This is a genomic window from Saccharothrix syringae (assembly GCF_009498035.1).
In the GTDB taxonomy this organism is placed as follows: Bacteria; Actinomycetota; Actinomycetes; order Mycobacteriales; family Pseudonocardiaceae; genus Actinosynnema; species Actinosynnema syringae.
On the sequence record NZ_CP034550.1, the window covers coordinates 10,492,082 to 10,505,065 of the forward strand.

Sequence of the window (12,984 nt, forward strand, 5' to 3'; positions counted from 1 at the left end):
TGTGCCAGATCAGGCGTCGAAATCGACCGTGATCGACGGCGTCACGGCCACCGCCTGGCAGGTCAGCACGAACCCGGCCGCCACCTCGTGCTCCTCCAGCGCGTAGTTGCGCCGCATCCGCGCCTCCCCGGACACCACCCGCGCCCGGCACGTCCCGCACACCCCGCCCTTGCACGCGAACGGCAGGTCGGAGCGCACCCGCTGGGCCGCGTCCAGGATCGGCACGCCCGCGGGCAGCGGCACGGCGGTCTCCCGGCCGTCCAGCACCACGGTCGCCTCGGACGCCGCCTCCGCGACGACCTCCCGGCGCGGCGGGGGCGGTGGTTCGTCGACGTAGAACAGCTCGTGGTGCACGGCCGACGCGGGCACGCCCAGCGCGCCCAGCACCTCCCGGGCGTCCCGCACCATCCCGTGCGGCCCGCACAGCCACCACTGGTCCACGTCCGCCCACGGCACCACCGACGCCAGCAGCGCCCGCAGCTTCGCCGCGTCCAGCCGCCCGGAGAACAGCTCCACGTCCCGAGGCTCCCGCGACAGCACGTGCACGAGCTGGAACCGCGTGGGGTGGCGGTCCTTGAGGTCGGCCAGCTCCTCGGCGAACATCACCGTGTCCGCCCGCCGGTTGCCGTAGAGCAGGGTCACCCGCGCGCCGGCGGCCAGCTCGGTGGCGGCGATGGACAGCGCGGGCGTGATGCCGGACCCGGCGACCACCAGGCCGTGGTGGGCACCGCCTTCGGGGGTGAAGTTGCCGGTGGGCGGCGACACCTCCAGCACGTCGCCGGGCCGCAGGCGGTCGACCAGCAGCGACGAGAACAGCCCGCCGTCGACCCGGCGCACGCCGATCCGCAGCGGGGCGCCGACCGGCGCGCAGATCGAGTACGACCGCCGCTCGTCGCCGTTGCGCAGGGTCACGTGCTGCCCGGCCCGGAACGCGAACTCCCCGGCCGACTCGTCGGGCACGTCGAAGGTCACCGCGACCGCGTCCTGGCACAGCCGCTCGACCGAGGCCACGGCGAGCTCGCGGAACTGCGGCATCAGATCTCCTTGACGTGTTCGAACGGCTCCCCGCAGTCGTCGCACCGCCGCAGCGCCTTGCACGCGGTGGACCCGAAGCGCGACAGCTCGGCCGTCCGGGACGACCCGCAGCGCGGGCACGCCACCCGGCGCGGCGGCGGCACCAGGTTCAGCGGCACCGGCCCGGCGACCCGCGGCCCCAGCCGGGACGGCGGCGCGATGCCCGCCTCCCGCAGCTTGCGCAGCCCCTCGTCGCTGATCCAGTCCGTGCTCCACGGAGGCGACAGCGAGGTGCGCACCTCCACCTCGGCGAACCCGGCCGCGAGCAGCGACCGCCGCAGGTCGGCGCCCATCTCCTCCAGGGCGGGGCAGCCCGAGTAGGTGGGGGTGATCGTCACCGACACCCGCCCGTCGGACTCGGTGACGTCGCGCAGCACGCCGAGGTCGGCCAGCGTGAGCACCGGCAGCTCGGGGTCGCGCACCCGGGCGGCCACCTCGTACGCGGTCACCACGGCGGTCACCACCGCGCCCCCGGCAGCGACCGGTGCAGGTGCTGCATCTCGGCCAGCAGGTAGCCCATCGCCTCGGTGTGCACGCCGTCGCGCCCGGCCCGCCCGCTCACCCGCGCCGCGGGCGGCACGTCGTCCGGTCGCGCCAGGCCGGCGGCCGGCAGCACCGCGTCGAGCACCCCGTCCACCTCGTCGCGCAGCCCGGCCGGGTCGACGGCCACGCCGGCCAGCCGCAGCTCCACCGGGTGCGGGGTGAACAGCTCGTCCAGGTAGGGCCACACCCGCGCCAGCCCGGCCGCCATCCGCCGGTGCGACTCCTCGGTGCCGTCGCCGAGCCGCACGACCCACTGCGCGGCGTGGTCGCGGTGGTAGGCCAGCTCCTTCACGCCCTTCTCGGCCACGGCCGCGAGCACCGGGTCCGCGCTGCCGCGCAACCGCGAGCACTGGGCGAGCTTCCACGACGAGAACACCAGCAGCCGCGCGATCGTGGTGGCGAAGTCGCCGCCCGCGAACGGCCCGCACTCGATCTCGGCGAGCTGGACGTTGCGGAACTCGCGCTCCTCGCGCAGGAACGCCAGCGCGTCCTCGTCCCGGCCGGCGCCCTCGGCCTCGCCCGCGCGGGTCAGCAGCATCCGGGCCTGGCCGAGCAGGTCCAGCGCGATGTTGGCCAGCGCCACGTCCTCTTCCAGCTCCGGCGCGCGCGAGGTCCACTCGGCCAGCCGCTGGGCCAGCACCAGCGCGTCGTCGCCCAGCATCAGGCAGTAGGCGAACAGGTCGGCGCGGTCGACGCCCGCGGGCAGCTCCCGGTCCACCCCGGCCAGCGCCTCGGTGAACCCGGTGCCGAACGCCCAGTGCGCGTCCTCCTGGTCGACGAGGCCCTCGTAGGCGTTGTCGAAGCTCATAGGTGCGGCACGTCCTCGGGGATCGCGTAGAACGTCGGGTGCCGGTAGACCTTGTCGCCGTTGGGCTCGAAGAACGGGTCCTTCTCGTCCGGCGACGACGCGGTGATCGCCGCCGCGGGCACCACCCAGATCGACACGCCCTCGTTGCGCCGCGTGTAGACGTCGCGCGCGTTGCGCACGGCCATCTCGGCGTCCGGCGCGTGCAGCGAACCGACGTGCACGTGGTTCAGCCCGCGCTTGCCGCGGACGAACACCTCCCACAGCGGCCACGACGCGCTCATGCCACGGCCCCCGCACCGGCGGCCCGCTTGGCGGCGTGCGCGGCCGCGGCCTCCCGGACCCAGGCGCCGTCCTCGTGCGCCCGGCGCCGGTGCGCGATCCGCTGCGCGTTGCACGGCCCGTTGCCGCCGACCACCCGCCAGAACTCCTCCCAGTCGGGTTGGCCGAAGTCGTGGTGGCCGCGCTCGGGGTTCCAGCGCAGCTCGGGGTCGGGCAGCACCACGCCCAGCTTCTCGGCCTGCGGCACGGTCATGTCCACGAACCGCTGGCGCAGCTCGTCGTTGGTGTGGCGCTTGATCCGCCACTTCATGGACTGCTCGGTGTTCGCGCTCTCCGCGTCGGGCGGGCCGAACATCATCAGCGACGGCCACCACCAGCGGTCCACCGACTCCTGGACCATGGCGCGCTGCGCGTCGGTGCCGCCCATCATCGTCAGCAGCAGCTCGTACGCCTGCCGCTGGTGGAACGACTCCTCCTTGCAGATGCGGATCATGGCCCGCGCGTACGGCCCGTAGGAGGTGCGGCACAGCGGCACCTGGTTGCAGATCGCGGCGCCGTCGACCAGCCAGCCGATCACGCCGACGTCGGCGAAGGACAGCGTGGGGTAGTTGAAGATCGAGGAGTACTTCTGCTTCCCCGAGATCAGCTTGTCGGTCAGCTCGCCGCGGTCCGCGCCCAGGGTCTCGGTCGCGGCGTACAGGTACAGGCCGTGCCCGGCCTCGTCCTGGACCTTGGCCAGCAGGATCGCCTTGCGGCGCAGCGACGGCGCGCGGCTGATCCAGTTGCCCTCGGGCTGCATGCCGATGATCTCGGAGTGCGCGTGCTGCGCCATCTGCCGGACCAGCGTCCCGCGGTAGGCGTCGGGCATCCAGTCACGCGGCTCGACGCGCTGCTCGGCCGCCACGGTGCGCTCGAACCGGTCCTCCAGGTCCATGCACCGATGTTACACCTGGAGGACGTTTTCGAGGAAGACTGTCACAACCGCCGGGTGCGGCCCCGCAGCAGCCACCAGACCAGCGGTCCCAGCACCGCCCACACGGCGAGCAGGAACGTGCCGACCGGCAGCAGGGCGAGCACGGCGGTGCGCCCGGCCACGCGGGCCACCTCGGGGTTGCCGGTGTCGTACTCGATGCGCACCAGCTGCCCGGGTTCCAGGCCGTCCGGGTACAGCACGCCCTGCGGCGGGCTGTGCACGGCGCCGTCGGGGGTGGCGAAGCGGACCACGGTGCGCTGGAACGAGACGGACACCACCTCGGCGGTCGCCTTGCCCAGCCGGTTGCCGATCATCAGGTCGTCCCGCCAGCACGCCGCCAGCAGGACCAGGGCGATCAGCGTCACCACCCCGCCGACCACCAGCAACGACCGGCCGACCAGGAGCCGAGCCACCGGTCGGGCACCCGTCCGCACTGCGTCGTCCACCACAAACCGCAGTCTAGGGCCGCCTCCGTGCGGAATCTCAGGTGTCGGTCCATACCCTCGACGGCGTGACCACGGCTCCTGTTTCGCGGACCAGACAGCGGCTGCGCGTGCACACCCGGCGCGCGATCGGCGACGACCTGCTGGGCCGCCTGCCCTCCCCGACCGGCGCGCTGAGCTGGGTGCGCGACGGCGCGGGCCTGGTGGGCTGGGGCGAGGCCGCGCGGTTCGAGGTCTCCGGCCCGGACCGGTTCGCCGCCGCGGACCGCTGGTGGCGCGAGTTCACCGCGGACCTGGACGTGGACGACGAGGTCGCCCACCCGGGCACCGGGCCGGTGGCGTTCGTGAGCATGGCGTTCGCCGACTCGCCCGGCCGCTCGGTGCTCGTGGTGCCCGAGGTCGTGGTGGGCCGGCGCGACGGCCGCACCTGGCTGACCACCATCGGTGACGTCGCGCCGCGCGAGATCGCCCCGGTGCGGGGTCCCGCGCGGATCCGCTACGCCGACGGCGAGCTGCCGGTCACCGCCTACCGCGAGGCGGTGCGCGAGGCGGTCGCCCGGATGCGCGCGGGCGAGCTGGACAAGGTGGTGCTGGCGCACGACCTGCTGGCCGTGGCGGACCGGGAGATCGACCACCGCTTCGTGCTGGACGGCCTGGCCCGCCGCTACCCGGACTGCTGGGTCTACGCGGTGGACGGCCTGGTCGGCGCCACCCCCGAGCTGCTGCTGCGCCGCTCCGGCCGGGTGGTCGACTCGCGCGTGCTGGCGGGCACGACGTGGCCGCGCGACGGCGTGCCCGACGACGAGCTGGCCGCCGCGCTGCTGACCTCGGCCAAGGACCGCGAGGAGCACGGCTACGCGGTGGCGTCGCTGGTGGACGCGCTGCGGCCGTTCTGCTCGTCCCTGTCGGTGGACGGCCCGTCGGTGCTGCGGCTGCCCAACGTCTCGCACCTGTCCAGCGACGTGATCGGCGAGCTGCGCGGCGCGCCGTCGCTGCTCGCGCTCGGCGCGGCCGTGCACCCCACGGCCGCGGTCGGCGGCACCCCGCGCGCGGCCGCCACCCGGCTGATCGGGGAGCTGGAGGGCGTGGACCGGGGCCGCTACGCCGGTCCGGTCGGCTGGGTCGACGGCGCAGGCGACGGCGAGCTGGGCATCGCGCTGCGCTGCGCGCGGGTGCGCGGCCGCACCGCCCGCCTGTTCGCCGGGTGCGGCCTGGTGGCCGAGTCCGACCCGGACACCGAGGTCAGGGAGGCGCACGCCAAGATGCGGCCGTTCCGCGACGCCCTCGAAGGCCGGTGAGCGGACCGGTGTGAGCGGGGTCACCGGGACGCCGGACCCGGCCGCGGCCAACCGGTACGTGACCACAGCACTGGACAAACCGCCGGACCTCCGCGGCCCCGACGTCACCGCCGCGTTCGCCGAGCTGTTCGACGCGCACGCGCGGCAGCTGCGCGGCTACCTGGCCGGCCGGGTCGGCGAGTCGGCGGCCGACGACCTGGTCGCCGAGACGTTCCTGGTGGCCTTGAAGCGGCGGCACAGCTACGACCCCGAGCGCGCGCCCGTGAAGGGCTGGCTCTACGGGATCGCGACCAACCTGGTGCGCGAGCACCAGCGCCGCGAGACCAGGGGGCGACGCGCCGTGCTCCGCGCCGTCGGCCGCCCCGAACCCGACCACGGCAACCGGGTCGCGGCCCGGGTCGACGCCCAGCGGCAGGCCGAGGTGCTGGCCCGCGCGCTGGCCGACCTGCGCGACGAGGACCGGGACGCGCTGCTGCTGACCTCGTGGGCCGGGTTGACGCCCGCCGAGGTCGCCGCCGCGCTCGGCGAGAACGACAGCACCGTCCGCTCCCGGCTGCACCGGGTCCGCACCAAGCTCCAAGCCCTGCTCACCGAGGAGACCCCCGATGCGTGAACTCGACGACGCGCTCGACCAGCTCCACCGCGACGCCCGCACGTCGGACGCGCCCCTGGGCGCCGTGCGCGCCCGCGTCCTGGCGGCGGCCGCCGCCGAGGCCGCGCCGCCCCGCCGCAACCGCCGCTGGTACGCGCCGGTCGCCGTCGCCGCCGCGGCCGCCGCGCTGGCCGGCGTGGTGGCCGTGAACAACCGCGGGCCCGGGGAGGAGCGGGTCGCGGGGGCGACCACCTCCGTCGACGCCCCCGCCCGGGTGCGGCTGCTGTCCGCGCCGGAGTACCTGAACCGGGCCGCCGACGCGATCACCGCCGCGGACCGGCCGCTCGGCCCCGGCCAGTACCGCTACATCGCCACGCACCAGTGGAACTCCAGCAGCATGGTGAACGCGCCGGCCGCCGGGCAGCCCGACGCGCCGTCCGGCTGGACCTGGCTGCGGGAGTCCCGGCACGAGAAGTGGATCCCGGGGGACCAGGCCCTGGACTGGATGGAGCGCCGCACCCCGCTGGAGGGGCTGAAGTGGCTCGGCGGCACCGTGCCGGAGTCCGAGGCGCCGAAGCCGGAGGTCACCGACACCGACACCGGTGAGCGGGTCGGCAAGTGCGGTGACTTCTTCCCGAACTCGCAGCCGAAGAAGGTGTGCGGCGACCCGACCGACTGGGACAACCCCGCGTTCTACGAGGCCCTGCCGCGCGACCCGCAGGCGATCGTGGACTACCTGCGCACCGCCACCGCGCACCGCGGTTCGGCGCCGGCCACGGTGTTCCACTGGGGCGTGGAGATCCTGCGCACCGGCCTGATGCCCGCCGACCTGCGCGCGCAGTGGTACCGCGCGCTGGCGCTGCTCGACGGCGTGACAGCGTTCGAGCAGGGCGTGAACCTGGACGGCCGCACCGGCGTGGCCATCGGCATCGAGGGCCCGAACGAGCGGCGCGAGCTGATCGTGGACCCGGCCACCGGCGACTTCATCGGCGAGCGCACCGTGGCGGGCCCCCAGCCGTACGACGCCTGGGTGCGGCCCGGCACGGTGACCGGGTTCAGCTCGATCACCACGACGGTCGTGGACGGGATCGGCCAGACCGGCTGACCGCGGCGGGGCCGCCTCCCGGTGGGGAGGCGGCCCCGTCCCCTCAGTGCCGGTGCCCTCAGTGCCGGTGCCCTGCCAGGACCTCGTGCGTCTCGCGGATCTTCTGGTGCGCCTTGGGCTCCACGAGCGCGGCGCGCGCCGACACCGCGGCCTGCGCGCCCGGCGCGGCGGCCGGCTTGGCCGGCGTGAACAGCCAGGTCTGGAACAGCTCGTCGAGCTGCTGCCCGGAGACCTCCTCGGCCAGCGCGATGAAGTCCTCGATCGACGCGTGGCTGTTGCGGTACTTCGCGACCCACCGCTTGAGCAGGGCGAAGAACGCCTCGTCGCCGATCTCCACGCGCAGCGCGTGCACGGCCAGCGCGCCCCGGTCGTACACGGCGGCGTCGAACTGGTTCGCCGCGCCCGGGTCGCCCGGCAGCACCTGCCAGAACGGGCTGTCGGCCGGGTAGAGGGCGTAGAGGTAGTCGGCGTTCTCCTGGGCCGTGCCCTCGCCCAGGTACTCCGACCACAGGAACTCCGCGTAGCTGGCGAAGCCCTCGTTCAGCCAGATGTCGCGCCAGCGCTCGACCGACACGGCGTCGCCGAACCACTGGTGCGCCAGCTCGTGCGCCACCACGTAGGTGTTCGAGCCGCGGCGGAAGAACCCGGTGTCGTAGGTGGGTCGGGTCTGGTTCTCCAGCGCGAAGCCGATGCCCGGCGTGACCACGCCGCCCAGCGCCTCGAACGGGTAGGGGCCGAAGCTCTGCTCCAGGAACTCGACGACCTCGGGCGTGCGCTCGACCGACGCGACCGCGGCGCCGTAGTTCGCGCCGAGCTGCTCCGAGTAGGCGTTGATCACCGGCCGGCCGGCCGCGTCGGTGGACTGCCGGACCTCGAACTGGCCGATGGCGATGAACGCCAGGTAGGTGGCCTGCGGCGTGGCGCTGCGGTAGCGCCACCGGGTCCAGCCGTTGATCTGCTGGGTGGTGCCGCCGAACAGGCCGTTGGACAGCACCTCGACCCCGGTCGGCACGGCCACCGACACGTCGAAGGTGGCCTTGTCGGTCGGGTGGTTGTTGGCCGGGAACCACCACGGCGCGATGTCCGGCTCGTCGATGGCCAGCGCGCCGTCCGGGGTGCGCTTCCACGCGGTGAAGCCGTCCACGGCGCGGCTGGAGGGCACGTCGGCGTAGGTGACCACGATGGTCAGCTCGGTGCCCCGGCGCAGGGTGCCGCGCGGGTCCACGACCAGCTCGCCGCCCGACTGGGAGAACTGGGCGACCTTGTTGTTGACCCGGACCGAGCCGGCCCGCAGCACGAAGTCGAGGTTGAACCGGGACAGGTCCTGGGTGGTCCTGGCGAGGATCGTCGTGGTGCCGGACAGCCGGTCGTCGGCGGGCTGGTAGTTGAGCCTGATGTCGTAGTGGGAGACGTCGTAGCCGCCGTTGCCCGCACCGGGGTAGTACGGGTCGCCGATGCCCGGCGCACCGGGTTCGGCGGCCAGCGCGGTGCCGGCGAGCAGCAGCAGGGACGCCGCGGTGGCGGTGCCGAGGGTCAGCTTCGCTCTCAGGGACATGCGGCGAAGCTAGCCCCGTTCCCCGGCCGCCTGTACCTCCGTACGTAGGGGGTCCAGCTACCGGAAAGCCGTTGACACCGCCTTTTTGAGGCGTGTGTGCAGATCGCGCAGTTCGTTCCGCTCGGCGCGGACCTCCACGACCCGCAGGCCCCGCGGGCGGTCCAGGGCGCGGCGCAGCTCCTCGGGCGTGCGGGCGGTGGTGTGCGGGACGTGGTGGGCCCGGCAGAGCGCGCCCAGGTCGACGCCGTGGGGCGTGCCGAAGACCCGCTCGAAGGCGGCCTCGTGCTCCCGCGCGCCCTGCTCCAGCAACGCGAAGATGCCGCCGCCGTCGTCGTTGAGGACCACGACGGTCAGGTCCGGGCGCGGTTCGGCCGGGCCGATCAGCAGGCCGTTGCTGTCGTGCAGGAACGTCAGGTCGCCGATCAGGGCGTAGGTGGGCCCCTGGGCCAGCGCGATGCCCGCGGCCGTGGACACGCTGCCGTCGATGCCCGCCACGCCCCGGTTGGCGTGGGTGCGGACGTCCCGGCGCGGCGCGGCGACCAGGTCCACGTCGCGGACCGGGTTGGAGGAGCCGAGGAACAGGTTGGCGTCCGGCGGCAGCGCGGCGACCAGGTCCCGGGCCACGTGCAGGCCGGTCGGCCACGGCTGCTCGGCCAGCAGGTGGTCCACCACGTCGGCGACGGCCTTGTCGGCGTGCTGCCAGGCGGTGAGCCAGTCCGGGTCGATCTCGTGCTCACCGCCCAGGGCCAGGTCGGTCGAGGCGTGCGTGGCGGCGAACCGGGGGTCGGGCCAGTCCGGGTCGTCGGACAGCACGTGCACCACCGGGGTGCCGGCGATGAGCTTGAGCACACCCCGGGACAGGGTGGCGCGGCCCACCACGACCACGGCGTCCGGGCGCAGGTGGTCGGGCAGCTCGCCCGCGTTGAGGACCAGGGAGCCGTGGCGCAGGCCGTGGCCGGTGGGTTCGGCGACGACCGGCCAGCCGGCGCGTTCGGCCAGGTCGGCGACGTCGTGGTCGGTGTCGCCGACGACGACCAGGGTGCGCGGGCCGAGGTGGTCGGCGGGGTGCAGCGAGGAGGTGGTGCGGGGCGCGGTGCGGGTCCACGGCATGCCGAACGGGCGGCCGTCGAGGTCCTCGGGCCAGGAGTCGTCGGCGTCGGGGACCAGGGGCTCCCGGAACGGGACGTTGACGTGCACCGGGCCGCCCGCGCGGGCGGCGGCGACGGCGCGGCAGACCAGGGAGCGCCACAGGCCGTTCTGGTCGGCCCGGCGCTCGGCGACCGGGAGCTGGAGGGTGTCCAGGCCGAGGATGCGCTGCTGGTCGACGGTCTGGCTGGCGCCCGTGCGGTACAGCTCGACCGGGCGGTCCGCGGTGAGGGCGATCAGGGGGACGCCCGCGTACCTGGCCTCCAGCACGGCGGGGTGGAGGTTGGCGACGGCGGTGCCGGAGGTGCAGGTCACGACCGCGGGGCGGCCGCTGCCCCGGGCCAGGCCGAGGGCGAGGAAGGCGGCGGAGCGCTCGTCGACGCGGACGTGGAGGGTGAGCCGGTCCTGCGCCACCGCCTCGTGGAGGGCGAACGAGAGGGGGGCGTTGCGCGATCCGGGGCTCAGCACGACGTGCCGGACGTCGTTGCGGATCAGCTCGTCGACGAGCACCCTGGCCTGCGCGGTGGACGGGTTCACCTGGCCATTGTCGCTCAGTACACGAACGGGCTACTCCCCTTGCTGAATCGAACAGGTGTTCGAACAATGGGGATCATGACCCACGACCAGCACTCCCACCCCTGCCGCTCCCACCCGGGGGCGGCGCCCTTCTCAGCATCGCCGACCTGCTCGACACCTCCAACGCGGTACACCCGCAACCCCCGGCGCGGGACGGTCCCCTCCTCGGCACCGCCGACGCGCCCGGCACCTCCAACGCGGTGCACCCGCCACCCCCGGCGCGGGACGGTCCCCTCCTCGGCACCGCCGACGCGCCCGGCACCCCGAACGCGGTACACCCGCCACCCCCGGCGCAGGGCGGTCCCCTTCCCCGCTCCCGCCCGGGCATATTGTCCCGTGCGTGGCAGACCAGGACGTTTCCGAGCTGTTCGACCCCAGCCGCTGGAAGGCGGTCGAGGGCTTCGACTTCACCGACATCACCTACCACCGCGCGGTGGACCAGGGCACGGTGCGCATCGCGTTCAACCGGCCCGAGGTGCGCAACGCGTTCCGCCCGCACACGGTCGACGAGCTGTACCGCGCGCTGGACCACGCGCGGATGAGCTCCGACGTCGGCTGCGTGCTGCTGACCGGCAACGGACCGTCCCCCCGTGACGGCGGGTGGGCGTTCTGCTCGGGCGGCGACCAGCGCATCCGCGGCCGCAGCGGGTACCAGTACGCCTCGGGTGAGACGGCGGACACCATCGACCCGGCGCGGGCGGGCAGGCTGCACATCCTGGAGTGCCAGCGGCTGATCCGCTTCATGCCGAAGGTGGTGATCGCGGTGGTCCCGGGCTGGGCCGCGGGCGGCGGGCACAGCCTGCACGTGGTGTGCGACCTCACGCTGGCCAGCGCCGAGCACGCGCGCTTCAAGCAGACCGACGCGGACGTCGGCAGCTTCGACGGCGGCTACGGCTCGGCGTACCTGGCGCGGCAGGTGGGGCAGAAGTTCGCCCGGGAGATCTTCTTCCTCGGCCGCGCCTACAGCGCCGAGGAGATGCACCGGATGGGCGCGGTCAACGCGGTCGTGCCCCACGCCGAGCTGGAGACGACGGCCCTGGAGTGGGCGAAGGAGGTCAACGGCAAGTCACCCACGGCCCAGCGCATGCTGAAGTACGCCTTCAACCTCATCGACGACGGTCTGGTCGGGCAGCAGATCTTCGCCGGCGAGACCACGCGCCTGGCCTACATGACCGACGAGGCGGTCGAGGGCAGGGACGCCTTCCTGGAGAAGCGCGCCCCCGACTGGTCCGACTTCCCGTACCACTACTGACCGCCGCACCCGAGATGGTGACCATCGAGGCCCTGCGAGCGGCCCTGACCAGCACCCTGCCGGCCGGCACCCTGCCAACCGACCCCGCCCAAACCGACCCCGCTCCAGCCGACCCCGCCCCAGTCAGCCCTACCCCAGCCGCCCCTGCCATCTCCAACCCAGCCGACAACCCAACCGACCCCGACCCAGCGAGCACCGACCACACCACCAAGGGCCACCACCCCGGGGCGCGCCCACCCCTGCTCGTCGCCAACCCGACCACCACCCCGCTCCCTCCCCTCCGAGGCTGGGAAACCGGGGCAGTGGTGGCGGTGGGCACCTCGGGCTCCACGGGCGAACCCAAGACCGTCCTGCTCTCCGCGTCCGCCCTGGTCGCCTCGGCCGAGCTGACGCACGCCCGGCTCGGCGGCCCCGGCACGTGGCTGCTCGCCCTGCCCACCACCCACATCGCCGGCATCCAGGTGCTGGTCCGCTCGATCGTGGCCGGGACCCGACCGGGTGTCCTGGACCTCGCCGACGGTTTCCGGGCCTCCGGCTTCGCCGCCGCCGCGCGTTCGGTGCTGGCCGGTCCCGGGCGGCACTACACCGCGCTCGTCCCGACCCAGCTGGCCCGCCTGGTCGCCACCGACGGGCCGGGGCTGGCGGCCGCGCGCGGGTTCGACGCGGTGCTCCTCGGCGGGGCGGCCGCGCCGCCGGCGCTGCTCGACCGGGCCCGCGCCCTCGGCGTGCGGGTCGTCACCACCTACGGCATGAGCGAGACCTCCGGCGGCTGCGTGTACGACGGGTTGCCGCTGGACGGGGTGCACGTCCGGCTGGTCGGCGGGCGGATCGAGGTCCGGGGTCCGGTGCTGGCCCTCGGCTACCAGGGCGGCGAGCGGTTCGGCGAGTGGTTCCGGACCGGCGACCTCGGGCGCATCCGCCCGGACGGCACCCTCGAAGTGCTGGGCCGCGCGGACGACGTGATCATCAGCGGCGGCGAGAACGTCGCGCCGGCGCTGGTCGAGCGCGCCCTCACCGCCCAGCGCGGCGTGCGGGAGGCGTGCGCGGTCGGGCTGCCCGACCCCGAGTGGGGCCAGGTCGTCGCCGCCGCCGTGGTGCCGGAGGACCCCGGTCACCTGCCGGACGTCGATGCGCTGCGTGCGGCCGTCGGCGACACGATCGGGCGGTTCGCGATTCCGAAACGGGTGATATTCGTGTCCGAGCTTCCCCTGCGGGGACCCGGCAAAGTGGATCGGAGAGCTGTCGCCGGCTCGTTTGGGTGAGTTTTTCTCCAAGCAACATGGTTGTTGGTTGACAGGTAACTCCTATCGCGATTGGCTCGGCGGTGCCGCGACACGCGG

General features: G+C 74.3%; 13 protein-coding genes. 5 read left to right on the plus strand and 8 right to left on the minus strand.

Features of this window, described 5'->3' with window-relative positions:
* Window positions 1–9 precede the first annotated feature (9 nt).
* From paaE to EKG83_RS44540, 6 genes are read right to left on the minus strand one after another with little or no spacing between them, the layout of a single operon-like run.
* Window positions 10–1,035 carry a 1,2-phenylacetyl-CoA epoxidase subunit PaaE gene (gene paaE / locus EKG83_RS44515; protein ID WP_033428512.1) on the minus strand — a complete coding sequence of 342 codons (1,026 nt, stop codon included), beginning with the start codon at window positions 1,033–1,035 and terminating at the stop codon, window positions 10–12.
* Complete coding sequence (gene paaD / locus EKG83_RS44520) at window positions 1,035–1,538, minus strand: 1,2-phenylacetyl-CoA epoxidase subunit PaaD (RefSeq protein WP_033428511.1); 504 nt, start codon at window positions 1,536–1,538, stop codon at window positions 1,035–1,037. The genes paaE and paaD overlap by 1 nt, the downstream gene beginning before the upstream one ends.
* A complete protein-coding gene (gene paaC / locus EKG83_RS44525; protein ID WP_033428510.1) occupies window positions 1,532–2,425 on the minus strand; it encodes a 1,2-phenylacetyl-CoA epoxidase subunit PaaC in 894 nt (297 codons plus the stop codon). The genes paaD and paaC overlap by 7 nt, the downstream gene beginning before the upstream one ends.
* The gene (gene paaB, locus EKG83_RS44530) at window positions 2,422–2,706 is read right to left on the minus strand and encodes a 1,2-phenylacetyl-CoA epoxidase subunit PaaB (RefSeq protein WP_033428509.1); all 285 of its coding nucleotides are present in this window, start codon (window positions 2,704–2,706) and stop codon (window positions 2,422–2,424) included. Before paaB ends, paaC begins: the two co-directional genes overlap by 4 nt.
* Entirely contained in the window at window positions 2,703–3,638 is a 936-nt protein-coding gene (paaA, locus tag EKG83_RS44535) for a 1,2-phenylacetyl-CoA epoxidase subunit PaaA (RefSeq protein ID WP_033428508.1), read from the minus strand. The genes paaB and paaA overlap by 4 nt, the downstream gene beginning before the upstream one ends.
* Before the next feature lie 41 nt (window positions 3,639–3,679).
* A complete protein-coding gene (locus tag EKG83_RS44540) occupies window positions 3,680–4,126 on the minus strand; it encodes a DUF3592 domain-containing protein (protein ID WP_322746623.1) in 447 nt (148 codons plus the stop codon).
* Between the two features lie 38 nt (window positions 4,127–4,164).
* On the opposite strand from EKG83_RS44540, the gene EKG83_RS44545 reads away from it, so the two are divergent.
* From EKG83_RS44545 to EKG83_RS44555, 3 genes are read left to right on the plus strand one after another with little or no spacing between them, the layout of a single operon-like run.
* The gene (locus tag EKG83_RS44545; RefSeq protein WP_228122432.1) at window positions 4,165–5,418 is read left to right on the plus strand and encodes an isochorismate synthase; all 1,254 of its coding nucleotides are present in this window, start codon (window positions 4,165–4,167) and stop codon (window positions 5,416–5,418) included.
* Window positions 5,419–5,476: 58 nt separating this feature from the next.
* A complete protein-coding gene (locus tag EKG83_RS44550) occupies window positions 5,477–6,031 on the plus strand; it encodes an RNA polymerase sigma factor (protein WP_033428775.1) in 555 nt (184 codons plus the stop codon).
* Window positions 6,024–7,115, plus strand: a complete 1,092-nt coding sequence (locus EKG83_RS44555; RefSeq protein ID WP_051764660.1) for a CU044_5270 family protein — start codon at window positions 6,024–6,026, stop codon at window positions 7,113–7,115. Before EKG83_RS44550 ends, EKG83_RS44555 begins: the two co-directional genes overlap by 8 nt.
* Window positions 7,116–7,173: 58 nt before the next feature.
* Here EKG83_RS44555 and EKG83_RS44560 read toward each other — a convergent pair whose 3' ends face one another.
* Window positions 7,174–8,670 carry a M1 family metallopeptidase gene (locus EKG83_RS44560; RefSeq protein ID WP_033428505.1) on the minus strand — a complete coding sequence of 499 codons (1,497 nt, stop codon included), beginning with the start codon at window positions 8,668–8,670 and terminating at the stop codon, window positions 7,174–7,176.
* Between the two features lie 57 nt (window positions 8,671–8,727).
* A complete protein-coding gene (gene menD, locus EKG83_RS44565) occupies window positions 8,728–10,353 on the minus strand; it encodes a 2-succinyl-5-enolpyruvyl-6-hydroxy-3-cyclohexene-1-carboxylic-acid synthase (RefSeq protein ID WP_033428504.1) in 1,626 nt (541 codons plus the stop codon).
* A 379-nt stretch (window positions 10,354–10,732) separates the two neighbouring features.
* Between menD and EKG83_RS44570 the strand changes: the two genes are divergently transcribed.
* Window positions 10,733–11,644 carry a 1,4-dihydroxy-2-naphthoyl-CoA synthase gene (locus tag EKG83_RS44570; protein ID WP_033428503.1) on the plus strand — a complete coding sequence of 304 codons (912 nt, stop codon included), beginning with the start codon at window positions 10,733–10,735 and terminating at the stop codon, window positions 11,642–11,644.
* A gap of 311 nt (window positions 11,645–11,955) precedes the next feature.
* Window positions 11,956–12,906, plus strand: coding sequence for an o-succinylbenzoate--CoA ligase (menE, locus tag EKG83_RS44575; RefSeq protein WP_407690750.1), 951 nt, complete (start codon window positions 11,956–11,958; stop codon window positions 12,904–12,906).
* Window positions 12,907–12,984 lie beyond the last annotated feature (78 nt).

Excerpts from the sequence above, each read along its gene's own strand:
- paaA (WP_033428508.1), bottom strand. The coding sequence starts at position 3,638 with ATGGACCTGGAGGACCGGTTCGAGCGCACCGTGGCGGCCGAGCAGCGC.
- EKG83_RS44560 (WP_033428505.1), bottom strand. The coding sequence starts at position 8,670 with ATGTCCCTGAGAGCGAAGCTGACCCTCGGCACCGCCACCGCGGCGTCC.
- paaB (WP_033428509.1), bottom strand. The coding sequence starts at position 2,706 with ATGAGCGCGTCGTGGCCGCTGTGGGAGGTGTTCGTCCGCGGCAAGCGC.
- paaE (WP_033428512.1), bottom strand. The coding sequence starts at position 1,035 with ATGCCGCAGTTCCGCGAGCTCGCCGTGGCCTCGGTCGAGCGGCTGTGC.
- EKG83_RS44555 (WP_051764660.1), top strand. The coding sequence starts at position 6,024 with ATGCGTGAACTCGACGACGCGCTCGACCAGCTCCACCGCGACGCCCGC.
- paaC (WP_033428510.1), bottom strand. The coding sequence starts at position 2,425 with ATGAGCTTCGACAACGCCTACGAGGGCCTCGTCGACCAGGAGGACGCG.